10 protein-coding genes are annotated in these 13526 nt (G+C 53.6%); 6 read left to right on the forward strand and 4 right to left on the reverse strand.

The window, feature by feature from the left end:
- Nucleotides 1-142: 142 nt before the first annotated feature.
- The gene (locus tag AB8818_RS16475; RefSeq protein WP_116338459.1) at nucleotides 143-1849 is read left to right on the forward strand and encodes a sensor histidine kinase; all 1707 of its coding nucleotides are present in this window, start codon (nucleotides 143-145) and stop codon (nucleotides 1847-1849) included.
- Between the two features lies 1 nt (nucleotide 1850).
- On the forward strand, nucleotides 1851-2582 hold the full coding sequence (locus AB8818_RS16480; RefSeq protein ID WP_116338457.1) for a LytTR family DNA-binding domain-containing protein: 732 nt from the start codon (nucleotides 1851-1853) through the stop codon (nucleotides 2580-2582).
- 38 nt (nucleotides 2583-2620) lie between these two features.
- On the opposite strand, the gene glk is transcribed toward AB8818_RS16480, so the two are convergent.
- Nucleotides 2621-3586, reverse strand: a complete 966-nt coding sequence (glk, locus tag AB8818_RS16485) for a glucokinase (RefSeq protein WP_192983644.1) — start codon at nucleotides 3584-3586, stop codon at nucleotides 2621-2623.
- 204 nt (nucleotides 3587-3790) lie between these two features.
- Between glk and AB8818_RS16490 the strand changes: the two genes are divergently transcribed.
- Nucleotides 3791-5026 (forward strand): ion channel protein, encoded by a 1236-nt coding sequence (locus AB8818_RS16490; RefSeq protein ID WP_192983641.1) that lies wholly within the window; start codon nucleotides 3791-3793, stop codon nucleotides 5024-5026.
- Here AB8818_RS16490 and ipdC read toward each other — a convergent pair whose 3' ends face one another.
- Complete coding sequence (ipdC, locus tag AB8818_RS16495) at nucleotides 5027-6685, reverse strand: indolepyruvate decarboxylase (RefSeq protein ID WP_192983638.1); 1659 nt, start codon at nucleotides 6683-6685, stop codon at nucleotides 5027-5029.
- A gap of 185 nt (nucleotides 6686-6870) precedes the next feature.
- Between ipdC and mgrA the strand changes: the two genes are divergently transcribed.
- Nucleotides 6871-7869 carry an L-glyceraldehyde 3-phosphate reductase gene (gene mgrA, locus AB8818_RS16500; protein WP_192983635.1) on the forward strand — a complete coding sequence of 333 codons (999 nt, stop codon included), beginning with the start codon at nucleotides 6871-6873 and terminating at the stop codon, nucleotides 7867-7869.
- A gap of 127 nt (nucleotides 7870-7996) precedes the next feature.
- The gene (locus AB8818_RS16505; protein WP_116338447.1) at nucleotides 7997-8347 is read left to right on the forward strand and encodes a DUF2502 domain-containing protein; all 351 of its coding nucleotides are present in this window, start codon (nucleotides 7997-7999) and stop codon (nucleotides 8345-8347) included.
- A gap of 32 nt (nucleotides 8348-8379) precedes the next feature.
- Here the strand turns inward: AB8818_RS16505 and AB8818_RS16510 are convergent, their stop codons facing one another.
- Nucleotides 8380-9618 (reverse strand): Nramp family divalent metal transporter, encoded by a 1239-nt coding sequence (locus AB8818_RS16510; protein ID WP_192983632.1) that lies wholly within the window; start codon nucleotides 9616-9618, stop codon nucleotides 8380-8382.
- A gap of 346 nt (nucleotides 9619-9964) precedes the next feature.
- Between AB8818_RS16510 and AB8818_RS16515 the strand changes: the two genes are divergently transcribed.
- The gene (locus AB8818_RS16515; protein ID WP_116338443.1) at nucleotides 9965-11152 is read left to right on the forward strand and encodes a NupC/NupG family nucleoside CNT transporter; all 1188 of its coding nucleotides are present in this window, start codon (nucleotides 9965-9967) and stop codon (nucleotides 11150-11152) included.
- 45 nt (nucleotides 11153-11197) lie between these two features.
- Here the strand turns inward: AB8818_RS16515 and AB8818_RS16520 are convergent, their stop codons facing one another.
- Nucleotides 11198-13387 carry an EAL domain-containing protein gene (locus tag AB8818_RS16520; protein ID WP_192983629.1) on the reverse strand — a complete coding sequence of 730 codons (2190 nt, stop codon included), beginning with the start codon at nucleotides 13385-13387 and terminating at the stop codon, nucleotides 11198-11200.
- Nucleotides 13388-13526: the final 139 nt, after the last annotated feature.

Genomic DNA, 13526 nt, shown 5'->3' on the forward strand with positions numbered 1-13526 from the left:
CAAATCGGGTCGCATCAATCCTTACCAGACAATCCCCTTTGTAAATTATGGTTTTTCCTCATTTGATAAACCCGACGGATAGCTGGTCAATACGCCTCAGGTTTTTTATCATGGTTTTTTCCCGTTTTCCCAGGTCTGCTCCGTGCACGAGATATTCACTATGCTGCTGGCGGTTTTTGACCGTGCGGCATTAATGCTGATTTGCCTTTTCTTCCTTATTCGCATTCGCCTGTTTCGCGAGCTGTTGCATAAATCCGCACACTCGCCGAAAGAGCTGCTGGCCGTAACCGCCATCTTTTCGCTGTTCGCCCTGTTCAGCACCTGGTCCGGGGTGCCGGTAGAGGGTTCGCTGGTTAACGTGCGCATTATCGCCGTCATGTCCGGCGGAATTTTGTTTGGCCCGTGGGTGGGTATCATCACCGGCGTGATAGCCGGGACCCATCGCTACCTGATTGATATCGGTGGCGTCACGGCAGTGCCGTGCTTTATCACCAGCATTATCGCCGGGGTGCTATCGGGCTGGATAAGCCGCAAGATCCCGAAAAAACAGCGCTGGCGCGCCGGGATCGTCGCGGGCATGGTGTGCGAAACGCTGACCATGATTCTGGTCGTCGTCTGGGCCCCCACCACCGCGCTGGGGCTGGATATCGTTTCAAAAATAGGTATTCCCATGATCCTGGGCAGCGTCTGCATCGGTTTTATCGTGCTGCTGGTGCAGAGCGTTGAAGGGGAGAAAGAGGCCAGCGCCGCCCGTCAGGCCAAGCTGGCGCTGGACATCGCCAACAAAACGCTGCCGCTCTTTCGTCACGTTAACGCGGAGTCGCTGCGCCAGGTCTGCGAGATTATCCGCCACGACATTCACGCTGACGCCGTCGCCATCACCAATATCGACCACGTGCTGGCCTACGTTGGCGTTGGGGAACACAACTATCGCGACAGCGATGACACCATTAGTCCGACCACCAGACAGGCGATTAACTACGGCAAAATCATTATTAAAAACAATGATGAAGCTCACCGAACGCCGGAGATTCACTCGATGCTGGTGATCCCGCTGTGGGAGAAAGGCGTTGTAACGGGCACGCTGAAAATTTATTACTGCCACGCGCATCAGATCACCTCCACGCTGCAGGAGATGGCCATTGGCCTGTCGCAGATTATTTCTACCCAGCTTGAGGTCTCCCGGGCAGAACAGCTGCGCGAGATGGCAAATAAGGCAGAGCTGCGCGCGCTTCAGAGCAAAATTAATCCCCATTTCCTGTTTAACGCGCTGAATGCCATCTCCTCTTCCATTCGTTTGAATCCGGACACCGCGCGCCAGCTGATTTTTAACCTGTCGCGCTATCTGCGCTACAACATCGAACTAAAAGATGACGAGCAGATCGACATCAAAAAAGAGCTGTATCAGATCAAAGACTACATTGCGATTGAGCAGGCGCGCTTTGGCGACAAGCTCACGGTAATTTTCGATATTGATGAAGAGGTCAACTGCGTGATCCCGAGCCTGCTGATCCAACCGCTGGTCGAAAACGCGATTGTTCACGGTATTCAGCCCTGTAAAGGCAAAGGGGTGGTCACCATCAGCATCACTGAAAGCGGAAACCGGGTGCGTATTGCCGTACGCGATACCGGCCACGGGATTGACCCAAAAGTCATTGAGCGCGTGGAGTCTAACGAAATGCCAGGGAATAAAATCGGGCTATTGAACGTACACCACAGAGTCAAGCTTCTCTACGGCGACGGGCTGCATATTCACCGTCTTGAACCAGGCACTGAAATCGCTTTTTACGTCCCGAATGAACGCTCCCCTGTTCATGCGGCGACATCACTGTTACCTCAGGGCGAGTAATATGAAAGTTATCATCGTAGAAGATGAATTCCTGGCTCAACAGGAGCTCAGCTGGCTTATCAAAACCCACAGCCAGATGGAGATTGTGGGTACGTTTGATGACGGTCTGGACGTGCTGAAGTTTTTGCAGCACAACCGGGTCGACGCGATTTTTCTCGATATCAATATTCCCTCGCTGGATGGCGTACTGCTGGCGCAAAACATCAATCAGTTTGCCCATAAGCCGTTTATTGTGTTCGTTACCGCCTGGAAAGAGCACGCCGTAGAGGCCTTCGAGCTGGAGGCGTTTGACTATATCCTGAAACCTTACCAGGAGTCGCGGATTGTCAGCATGCTGCAAAAGCTGGAGGCCGCATGGCAGCAGCAGACCGCCCCCGCTAGCGCCAGCCCCGCGGTACGCGAAAACGACACCATTAATCTGGTCAAAGATGAGCGCATCATCGTGACCCCGGTCAACGATATCTACTACGCCGAAGCGCACGAAAAGATGACGTTTGTCTATACGCGACGGGAATCATACGTCATGGCGATGAACATCACCGAGTTTTGCAGCAAGCTGCCAGCGGCCCACTTTTTCCGCTGCCACCGTTCGTTCTGCGTCAATTTAAATAAGATCCGCGAGATCGAACCGTGGTTTAACAACACCTATATTTTGCGTCTCAAAGATCTGGATTTTCAGGTGCCAGTGAGCCGCAGCAAAGTGAAAGAGTTCCGCCAGCTGATGCACCTGTAACGAAAGAGCCCTCTCCCGCAGGAGAGGGTAATGATGCGTCAGAGGATTTGACCGAGAACCTGACGCAGATGGGCACCCGAACCCAGCAGGCCTGGGTTATCATGCACGATGAGATAAACAGGAATGTCCTGTACATAGCTTCTGAAGCGCCCTTTATCTTCAAACCCGCCGCGGAAGCCGGAGGCTTTAAAGAAGTCGAGGAAGCGCGGCACAATCCCGCCCGCAATATAGACCCCGCCGAAAGTGCCCAACGTCATCGCCAGGTTGCCGCCGAAACGTCCCATGATCACGCAGAACAGCGACAGAGCGCGGCGGCAGTCAATGCAGTTGTCCGCCAGAGCGCGTTCGGTGACGTCCTTCGGCTGCAGATTTTCCGGCAGACGACCATCCGATTTCACAATCGCCCGGTACAGGTTCACCAGCCCCGGTCCTGAAAGGACGCGCTCGGCGGAAACGTGGCCGATCTCCGCGCGTAACTCTTCGAGGATAATGCCCTCTTCTTCGCTGTTTGGCGCAAAGTCTACGTGGCCGCCTTCACCCGGCAGGCTCACCCAGCGCTGAGCAACATGCACCAGGTGCGACACGCCCAGGCCGGTACCGGCACCGTAAACAGCAATCGGCTTGCCCTCGACCGGCTCAGCACCGCCAAACTGGATCAGGTGCTCCGGCTTTAGCATCGGGATCGCCATGGACACCGCGGTGAAGTCGTTGATGATTTCCAGATGCGCAAACCCGAGGTTTTTTTTCATCTCTGCGATGGAGAAGGCCCAGGTATGGTTGGTCATTGCGACCCAGTCGCCGGTTATCGGGCAGGCAATGGCGATGCAACCGTCTTCGACGCTCGCCTGATGCTCTTCCAGATAGACGCGAACAACGGCCTCAAGGCTTGGGTAATCCAGCCCTGAGTAGGTTTTCGCCCGGGAAATTTCACCGCTACTTACATCGCATAATGCGAGACGCGCGTTCGTGCCGCCCACATCGCCTACCAAAGCATACTTTGTCATTCTTCTACTGCTCCGCTAAAGTCAGAATAAATCTTTGGGACACTGTAAATTCAAGGCGTGATAACAACAACGACCGGAAGGTGAATGCCCGTGGATTATCGATCTTCGTCACAGAATAACTTTACCGTTTCAGCACCTTTTGCACTATTGCCAGAAGGCTTAATGTGCAAAGTAACGTAATACCTTTTGTACAAGGAAATCATCATGCTCCACCCGCGAGCCAGAACCATGCTGTTGCTGGCCATTCCTGCGCTGATCATCGGCGTGGCCTCAAGCCTGGTACTTATTGTCGTGATGAAAGTCGCGTCGGTGCTGCAAACCCTGTTATGGACGGCGCTTCCGGTAAAGCTGGGGGTCACCGCTGATTCTTCGGCGTGGATCATTGTAATGCTGACATTAACCGGCATTGCGGTGGGCCTGGTGATCCGTTTAAGTCCCGGTCATGCCGGACCGGACCCGGCGCTGGAACCGCTGATTGGCGCTCCGATTCAGCCCTCTGCACTGCCGGGGCTGATCGTCGCGTTGATCGTGGGCCTGGCGGGCGGCGTGAGTCTGGGCCCCGAGCATCCTATTATGGCGGTGAATATAGGTCTGGCGGTTTACCTTGGCTCACGCATTCTACCGCGCGTCGGCGCGCTGGACTGGACCATCCTCGCCTCCGCTGGCACCATCGGGGCACTTTTCGGCACGCCTGTTGCTGCCGCTCTGATTTTTTCACAGACGCTCACCAGCAATGATGATGCCCCACTCTGGGATAAACTTTTTGCTCCGCTGATGGCTGCAGCCGCCGGCGCGCTGACGACCAGCCTGTTTTTCCATCCCCATTTTTCCCTCTCTCTGCCCCACTACGGAGAGATGCAGATAGCGGATATTTTCAGCGGCGCCATCGTCGTCGCGATAGCCATCGCGCTGGGGATGGTGGCTGTATGGTGTCTTCCGCGCCTGCACCGGCTGGTGCATAAGCTCAAACATCCGGTGCTGATTCTGGGTACAGGGGGATTAATCCTCGGAATATTAGGCTCGATTGGCGGGACGGTGACGCTGTTCAAAGGTCTGGACGAGATGCAGCAGCTCGCCTTCAGCCAGGTATTTAGCGTTTCCGATTACCTGCTGTTTGCTGTCATCAAGCTGGCGGCGCTGGTCGTCGCTGCAGCCTGCGGTTTCCGCGGTGGACGCATCTTCCCGGCGGTGTTTGTCGGTGTGGCGCTGGGGCTGATGCTGCACGAGCATGTCGATGCGGTTCCGGCGGCGATTACCGTCTCCTGCTCTATTCTGGGGATGGTACTGGTGGTGACACGTGATGCGTGGCTAAGCCTGTTTATGGCGGCGGTCGTGGTGCCGGATTCAACGCTTTTCCCGCTGCTCTGCATCGTGATGTTGCCCGCCTGGCTCCTGCTGGCGGGCAAACCGATGATGATGGCCTGGCGAAACGACAAGTAATCAGGCGCTATTGCGCGCTTCCAGCGCTTTGGTGATCGCTCCCAGCAGCGGCGGGATGTCCGCTTTTGGCAGCATCACCTCAATCAGCGAGAGCCGCTCGTGGTGCGCCACTTTCTCCAGCACGTCCGCCAGTTGCTCCGCTTCACTGACCCGCCAGCACTTAGCCTGAGGATCGAGGCTCAGGGCCTGCGGGATTTGCGTCCAGTTCCATAGCGCAATGTCGTTGTAACGCTGCTCTGGCCCGTGAATTGCCCTTTCAACCGTGTACCCTTCGTTGTTGAGCACCAGGATGATGGGGTGTTGTTTATCACGCAACATTGACCCGAGCTCCTGAATGGTCAGCTGCGCCGCGCCATCACCCGTCAGCACAATCACGCGCCGGTTCGGGCAAGCCGTTTGCGCGCCGAACGCCGCGGCAAGGGTGTAGCCGATCGAGCCCCACAGCGGCTGGACGATAAAATTCACGTCGGCAGGCAAACGCAGGTCAATCGCGCCGAAGGCCGAGGTTCCCTGATCGGCAAGGATGATATCTCCCGGGCGAATAAACGTTTGCAGCGTTTTCCAGAAATTCTCCTGGGTAAGCGATCCCTCCGGTTGAGGGAAGTTCATCGCGCTATGGGACAAGGGAGCTGGCTTCTCGTGAACATGCTGTTTGCACAGCTCCACCAGCGTTTCAATTGCCTGAAGCATTGGGATGCCGGTAAACCAGATATCACCGACGCGTGAAGCATGAGGCTGAACCTCTATCGTTTGCGACGGGGTTAACTGGTGGGTGAAGCCAGCCGTCAGGGTATCGGTAAATCGCGTGCCGATGCACAGCACCGTGTCCGCCCCCTCTATCGCCTCTTTTACCGGGCCGGCGCTTGCCGAACCGCTGTAAGTGCCGTAAAAGCCGGCGTGACGTTCGTCGAATATGCCTTTGCCCATCAGCATGGTGGCGTGTGCCATCGGTACGTCCTTCACCCACTTCTGTAGTGCATGCTTCAGCCCATGGCGCAGAACAAGGAAATCCGCTAACAGCGCGGTACGTTTGCTGGCAGCCAGTTTATTCTCCGCGGCATCCCAGAACGCTTTCAGGCAGGCGCTATCGGCATGGGCATGCCGAAGCGTGAGAGCGTTTACAGGCGGCGTGGCGGCTTTTTTTGCCACATCGGCAGGTAACATCAGATAGCCGGGGCGACGTTCCCGGAGCATGGTCGTCAGTACCCGGTCAATTTCATAACAGGCGTTTTGTTCAGTCAGGATCGCCTGTGCAACGGTGATCGGTTCGCTCATATGGTAAAAATGACGGAACTCACCATCGCCCAGCGTATGGTGCAGCAGCTCCCCTCTTTGCTGAGAAGCCGTGCCCGGCGCCCCAACGATATGCAGTACCGGAACGTGCTCGGCATAGCTGCCCGCAATGCCGTTCATGGCACTTAACTCCCCTACGCCAAACGTCGTCAGCAGCGCCGCGAAGCCCTTACAGCGGGCATATCCGTCAGCGGCATAAGAGGCGTTTAATTCGTTGGCACAGCCCACCCAGCAGATATCCGGGCTGTCTATCACGTGGTCGAGAAACTGCAGGTTATAGTCGCCCGGCACGCCAAACAGATGATCGGCTCCACAATCTGTAAGACGGTCCAGCAGGTAATCGGCGACGCAGTACGGGGTACGCATAAACAGGTATCCTTCTGATGTTGACCTCACCTTGAGTATTAAATAAGCGTGATGGCTGTCCAGAATTGGCGGTAAGAAGGGTATGGAAAGAATGCTTTACAAAAAAGGCTGCGCTATGCTGCTTTTTTTCACGTTAATGTAAACGTATACACTACTTTTTCTCTGCAGCGCGAGGGGTCATAAAAATGGGTTATCAGCCGGACAAAAGTCGTTACCAGACAATGGAGTATCGCCGCTGCGGGCGTAGCGGGCTCAGGTTACCTGCCGTCTCGCTCGGGCTGTGGCATAATTTTGGTGACGCCACGCTTCTCGAAAACAGCCGTCAACTTTTACAGCGCGCATTCGATGTGGGTATTACGCATTTCGACCTTGCCAATAACTATGGTCCCCCGCCGGGGTCCGCCGAGCGTAATTTCGGCCGTATTTTGCAGGAGGATTTCCTGCCCTGGCGCGACGAGCTAATCGTCTCCACGAAAGCGGGATATACCATGTGGGACGGCCCTTACGGCGACTGGGGATCGCGCAAATATCTGCTGGCAAGCCTGGATCAAAGCCTGAAGCGCATGGGGCTGGAGTATGTCGATATCTTCTATCATCACCGTCCCGATCCTGAAACGCCGTTGCAGGAAACCATGAAAGCGCTTGACCATCTGGTGCGCCAGGGCAAAGCTCTGTATGTCGGGTTATCCAACTACCCCGCCGAACTGGCGCGTAGAGCGATTGATATCCTGAACGATCTGGGCACGCCCTGCCTGATTCACCAGCCGAAATACTCGATGTTCGAACGTGCGCCGGAACAGGGTTTGCTGGATGTTCTGCAGGAAAAAGGGGTCGGCTGTATTCCCTTCTCGCCGCTGGCAGGCGGACAGTTGACCAACCGGTATCTTAACGGTATTCCCGCCGATTCCCGTGCGGCAAGCGGCAGTCAATTCCTTAACCCGGATCAGATCACCGAAGAGAAGCTGGAGAAGGTACGCAAGCTAAACGCCCTGGCGGAAAGCCGCGGCCAGAAACTCTCCCAGATGGCGCTGGCCTGGGTGTTACGCCATGAGGAAGTGACCTCGGTGCTGATTGGGGCAAGTAAAGCGGCTCAGATCGATGACGCCGTGGGCATGCTGAAAAACCGCCATTTTTCCGCAGAAGAGCTGACGCGTATTAACGAAATCCTGAACAGCTCAAAATAAAACCACTTTTAGCAAAAAGTGCTCTCCCTCAGCAATTCGGAGTTGAGGCGATGAAACGAGGCTTTACCAACTCGTAATATTGCGTTAACAGGCCCCACGAAGGCCCCGATCGTGAAGGAGAAAGAGTATGTTCAGGTCACTGATTCTTGCAGCGGTATTACTGGCTTCAGCCCCGCTCATCGCCACTGCGGGCGAAATCACCCTGTTGCCATCAGTAAAATTACAAATTGGCGATCGTGACGACTACGGCAGATACTGGGACGGTGGCTACTGGCGCGACCGTGACTACTGGAACCGTCATTATGAATGGCGTGGTGACCGCTGGCGCAGGCATGATAACGGCCTGCATCGCGGCTGGTATAAAAATAACGCCTATGAACGCGGCTACCGCGAAGGCTGGAACGATCGTGACGACCGCCGCGGCGGCTGGGGTCACGGCGGAAAAGGACATGGTGGTCACGGCCACGGTCGTCATTAATGCAAAAAGGAGCCTCCCGGCTCCTTTTTCTTTTATAGCCCCAGCGCTGTGCCAATCAACAGCCATAAGTTTAGCGCTACGACTACCATCACAATCGCCCAACCGGTTCGTTTCACCAGCGTCGTGTTAACCAAATCGCCCATCAACGTTTTATTGCTGGTGAAAATCAGCAGCGGCACCAGTGCCAGCGCAATACCAAAGCTTAGCAGCACTTGGCTCATCACCAGAATTCGCGTTGGATCGAGCCCCATCAGAATCACAACAAATGACGGCAGCATGGTGACAAAACGACGCACCCATAGTGGAATATGGAAGCGCACAAAACCCTGCATCACCACCTGCCCTGCCAGCGTACCTACCACCGTGGAAGAGAGGCCGGCAGCGACCAGGCTCAGACCAAATATCGTTGCAGCAGCATGGCTCAGTAACGGCTCCAGCGTGAGATAGGCCTGATCGAGATCGGCAATACCGGTATGGCCGTTAAAGTGGAAAGCGGCGGCGGCGGTGGCCATCATCGCCAGATTCACAAAACCCGCGATGGTCATGGCGATTGCCACATCCCATTTGGTTGCCGAATAACGTTCTTTGCGCGTCCCACCATGAAGATGCTGGGTAAGCGAGGAGTGTAAATAAATGACATGCGGCATGATGGTCGCCCCCAACACCCCGGCGGCCAGGAACACCGCTTCCGAGGTAGGCAGGCCTGGGATCACCATGCCTTTCGCGAGCTGCGCCAGGTTCGGCTGTGAGAAAATCAGCTCAACGATGTACGCCGCAGCGACAAACAGCAGCAGACCACCAATGACCTTCTCCAGCGGCTTTTGCCCCCGACGCTGCAGCATCAGGATCAGGAAAGTAGCAATCCCGGTCAGTACCGCCCCTTGTAACAGTGACACACCCAGAATTAGCTTAAAGCCGATCGCCGCGCCGATAAACTCAGCGAGGTCGGTTGCCATGGCGATGATTTCTGCCTGAACCCAGTAGAGCCAGACCGCTGGACGCGGATAGTGGTCGCGGATTTGCTCCGCCAGGTTTTTACCCGTGGCAATCCCCAGCTTTGCAGAGAGCATCTGGATCAGCATCGCCATCAGGTTAGCCCAGACGACCACCCACAGCAGCTTATAGCCGAAGCTGGCCCCGGCCTGAATATTGGTCGCAAAATTACCCGGATCGATATAGCCGATGGCAGCAATGAACGCAGGCCCCATTAATGCGAACCGCAACTTGCGCGCTGCTCTGCCACTGCTACCCTCTACGCGACTGTTTGTCATTATCTGCCTCTGGAAATATAGCCTTTGCTATGTTTAATGCTATCAAAATGAGAATGATTATCAAGATCATTTGGATGGTTTGAAATGATTTCTCTGATAGCTAAGAACGATAGATGGGCAGGTGGTGCGACATCACAGAATGTGAAAATGCGCAGTCATTTGTGAAGCGTAGCACACAAACTTAACTTTTCACTCATTTACCTAACATAACAAAAATGTATTGTGGATCACTATTTTTGAGACTCGTCACAGGATGTAACTATAGTGTGTCCTTGATCTCGTTTTCTTTTCGCTTGTTACATAGAATGTGCACGAAAATTAAACCTGCCTCATATTTGGAGCAAATATGGACCGCGTCCTTCATTTTGTCCTGGCACTTGTTGTCGTTACTGCACTCGCATTGCTGGTCAGCACAGACCGCAAAAAAATTCGTATTCGTTATGTTGTCCAACTGCTGGTCATTGAAGTTTTACTTGCGTGGTTCTTCCTGAACTCCAACGTAGGCCTCGGCTTCGTGAAAGGCTTCTCCGAAATGTTCGAAAAACTGCTCGGATTCGCCAACGAAGGGACAAACTTTGTCTTCGGTAAAATGAACGACGAAGGTCTGGCGTTCTTCTTCCTGAAGGTACTGTGCCCAATCGTCTTCATCTCCGCGCTCATCGGTATTCTGCAGCACATCCGCGTTCTGCCGTTCGTTATTCGTGGAATTGGTTTCCTGTTATCCAAAGTGAACGGCATGGGTAAGCTGGAATCTTTCAACGCCGTAAGCTCCCTGATCCTCGGTCAGTCTGAGAACTTCATCGCGTATAAAGATATCCTCGGCAAAATGTCCCGTAACCGCATGTACACCATGGCGGCAACCGCAATGTCTACCGTTTCCATGTCTATCGTGGGCGCGTATATGACCATGCTGGAGCCAAAATATGTTGTTGCAGCGCTGGTTCTGAACATGTTCAGCACCTTTATCGTTCTGTCGCTGATCAACCCGTACCGTGTTGACGCCAGCGAAGAGAACATTCAGATGTCAAACCTGCACGAAGGTCAGAGCTTCTTCGAAATGCTGGGTGAGTACATTCTGGCCGGTTTCAAAGTGGCGATTATCGTTGCCGCCATGCTGATCGGCTTCATTGCGCTGATTGCTGCACTGAACGCCCTGTTCGCTGCGGTGCTGGGTATCTCCTTCCAGGGCATTCTGGGCTACATCTTCTATCCATTTGCCTGGGTGATGGGTGTTCCGGCTCACGAAGCGCTGCAGGTGGGCAGTATCATGGCGACCAAGCTGGTTTCAAACGAATTCGTTGCGATGATGGATCTGCAGAAAATTGCCGGCACGCTCTCTCCACGTGCGGTGGGTATTCTGTCCGTATTCCTGGTCTCCTTCGCCAACTTCTCGTCCATCGGCATTATCGCCGGTGCGATTAAAGGCCTGAATGAAGAACAAGGTAACGTAGTTTCTCGCTTTGGCCTGAAACTGGTTTACGGCTCCACCCTGGTGAGCGTTCTGTCTGCTTCTATCGCAGCACTGGTACTGTAACGTTTACTGTTAAAACAAAAACCGGGAGTCTGGCTCCCGGTTTTTTTATGCCCGCAATTCTTTCAGCGGTTTGGGTTTGCCTATCAGATAGCCCTGCAGATAATCCACGCCGAAGCGAAGCAGCATCTCCCGCTGCGCCGGTGTTTCTACATATTCCGCAACAATGCACAGCGATTTCGTTTTCGCCAGATTACACATCGACTGGACGATCATCGCATCCATATCATCAGTGCAAATATCTTTAACAAAGCAGCCGTCAATTTTAATGATATCTGCCTGCAGACGTCTGAGACGCTCGTAGTTGGCATAACCGGTGCCAAAATCATCAATGGCAATCCGGAAACCATAATCCCGCAGCTGTTGAATATTGCTGATGCTGCAGCCGGAATTTGAGAAGGCCTGCTCTTCAGTGATCTCAATCACCACGGTCTGAGGCGCAACGCCGTAGCGCTCAAACAGCGTACAAATCTCGGTCGCCACCTCCTGTTGCATCAGCGTGAGCGGCATCAGATTGACGGAGAATCGGGCGCCAGCCTGCGTCGCAGGGTGATCGCGCAGCCACTGCAGTAATTTTTCCATAACGCACATATCAAACCGGTGGCTGAGGTTGAACTGGGCAACCAACGGAATAAAGCGATCCGGGGTGATGATCTCCCCTTCACTCTCCATGCGCGTCAGAATTTCATAGTAGCCGCTACCGTCTGCCTTCTGAATCGGCTGCACGTATAAATGGAACCGATCTGTCTCCAGAGCATGCTTAATACGCGCTAACATCAGAACACGCTCCGTTGTTTGTCCCGATGCTGCCTCCAGGCTATTCGTCAGCGCAAGCACGTTGTGCCCTGCGCAAGATTGCTCGGCCAGCCAGCTCAGTTGCCCCAGCGTGTGATGCAAATTTTCACCGTTTTCTACCATCCCCCAGGACGCACCAAACTCAATATCCAGCCCGGTGTTGTTCCAGAAAATCTTACGGCTGTTCAGCCGATCGACCATATGCTGGAGACGCTCTGCAATTTCTGGCCCCAGCAATACCACCACCAGCTCGCTTCCGGGTAACTGGAAGAGCATCTCATTCTTTTGCAGAAGCGGCTGCAGCGACGTGGCGATCGTTCGTTTGCAATGGACCCGCATGAGGATCCCGTAGTGGCGGCTCAAAAATTCCAGGTTATCCATGCGCAACATGCAAACCTTGGCCTCCGGATGCATCTCAAGATGCTCTTCCAGCGCACGAATATTGGGTAAACCGGTTAGCGGATCGGTGAGCGCCCTGCCCTGCCACCCCCGCTTCAGCCACTCGCTACGCTGGTAAATCCGCGACATGTAAAGCAAGCAGATGGCAAAAGAGATCAGCACGGACAGAATAAAGGAGAGCGAATGGCCGGTTTCCACCCCGTTCAGGAAGTTATAGTTGTAGGTCAACAGCAGAAGCGCTGAAGCAGCCCACAGCAGTGAGATAAGCGCGTAGGTCAGGCGGCTTATCGCTAAGGTAAAAAGAATAAAAATCAGCGGCATTAAATAGCCCGCAATAACAGGTGATTCAAAAGGCCCACATAAAACGGCCAGGACGAAGCCTAAAAGCATCAGCCAGACAAATATATATAATGAATTCTTGTGGAAAAACACGGGCTTCACGCTTTGCCGCCAGAAGGTTATGGCATAGCGGGGATTAATTATCATTCTTAACGGGTAATAGAACATCATGGTAAAAATCAGCGCCGCGCAAATCAGGCTTTGAATATCCACGACGTTATAAATTACCGTTCCTTCGCCGAAGAAGGTGGAGATAGTTACCGGGAAATCAAAGAAATAGCCAGCTAAATACATCGACAGCTTAATGCCGACGGGAACGATAAAACCGAGCCAGAATATACGTAACCCGACGTGCTTGTTCGGGATGCAGAAGCGCCAGCGCCTGCCCAGAATGAGGCGCAGAAGGCCACACGCCGCGAACAGCGAAAAGGTCTGACAAAACAGTAATACTGAATATTGTAGCGGTACTAAATTAACGTAAAATAAATTAGTGACACTAAAACCTAACAAAATGGGAAGAACGGCCCGGCGACCAAATAACAGTATTACCGCCAGCATTACGCTCAGGGGGAGCCACGCTAAATAAACATCGTGACCATTTACCATTGCGCGGGGAGAGAGGTAACGGGAAAAAGGTACCGCAATCAGACATATTGTCAGGGCAATTATAAATATCTTTACATTATTGTACGTTTTTCTATTCATTAAGATGATGACATTATTATCCGTTCATTTTATTGACCGGATGGATAATAGGTTTATTAATTGCACGAATCAAGTTGAAGTCTATTTATAGACTGGTTTATTGATGTCGATTGAGGTCAGGTACAGGAATACCTTCTTT

It is taken from the genome of Enterobacter sp. KB-280D8, assembly GCF_041399405.1.
GTDB lineage: Bacteria > Pseudomonadota > Gammaproteobacteria > Enterobacterales > Enterobacteriaceae > Enterobacter > Enterobacter cloacae_N.

Bases quoted from the DNA above. Each gene is read 5' to 3' on its own strand.
- AB8818_RS16480 (WP_116338457.1), top strand. From the start codon at position 1,851: ATGAAAGTTATCATCGTAGAAGATGAATTCCTGGCTCAACAGGAGCTC.
- glk (WP_192983644.1), bottom strand. From the start codon at position 3,586: ATGACAAAGTATGCTTTGGTAGGCGATGTGGGCGGCACGAACGCGCGT.
- AB8818_RS16490 (WP_192983641.1), top strand. From the start codon at position 3,791: ATGCTCCACCCGCGAGCCAGAACCATGCTGTTGCTGGCCATTCCTGCG.
- ipdC (WP_192983638.1), bottom strand. From the start codon at position 6,685: ATGCGTACCCCGTACTGCGTCGCCGATTACCTGCTGGACCGTCTTACA.
- mgrA (WP_192983635.1), top strand. From the start codon at position 6,871: ATGGGTTATCAGCCGGACAAAAGTCGTTACCAGACAATGGAGTATCGC.
- AB8818_RS16505 (WP_116338447.1), top strand. From the start codon at position 7,997: ATGTTCAGGTCACTGATTCTTGCAGCGGTATTACTGGCTTCAGCCCCG.
- AB8818_RS16510 (WP_192983632.1), bottom strand. From the start codon at position 9,618: ATGACAAACAGTCGCGTAGAGGGTAGCAGTGGCAGAGCAGCGCGCAAG.
- AB8818_RS16515 (WP_116338443.1), top strand. From the start codon at position 9,965: ATGGACCGCGTCCTTCATTTTGTCCTGGCACTTGTTGTCGTTACTGCA.
- AB8818_RS16520 (WP_192983629.1), bottom strand. From the start codon at position 13,387: ATGAATAGAAAAACGTACAATAATGTAAAGATATTTATAATTGCCCTG.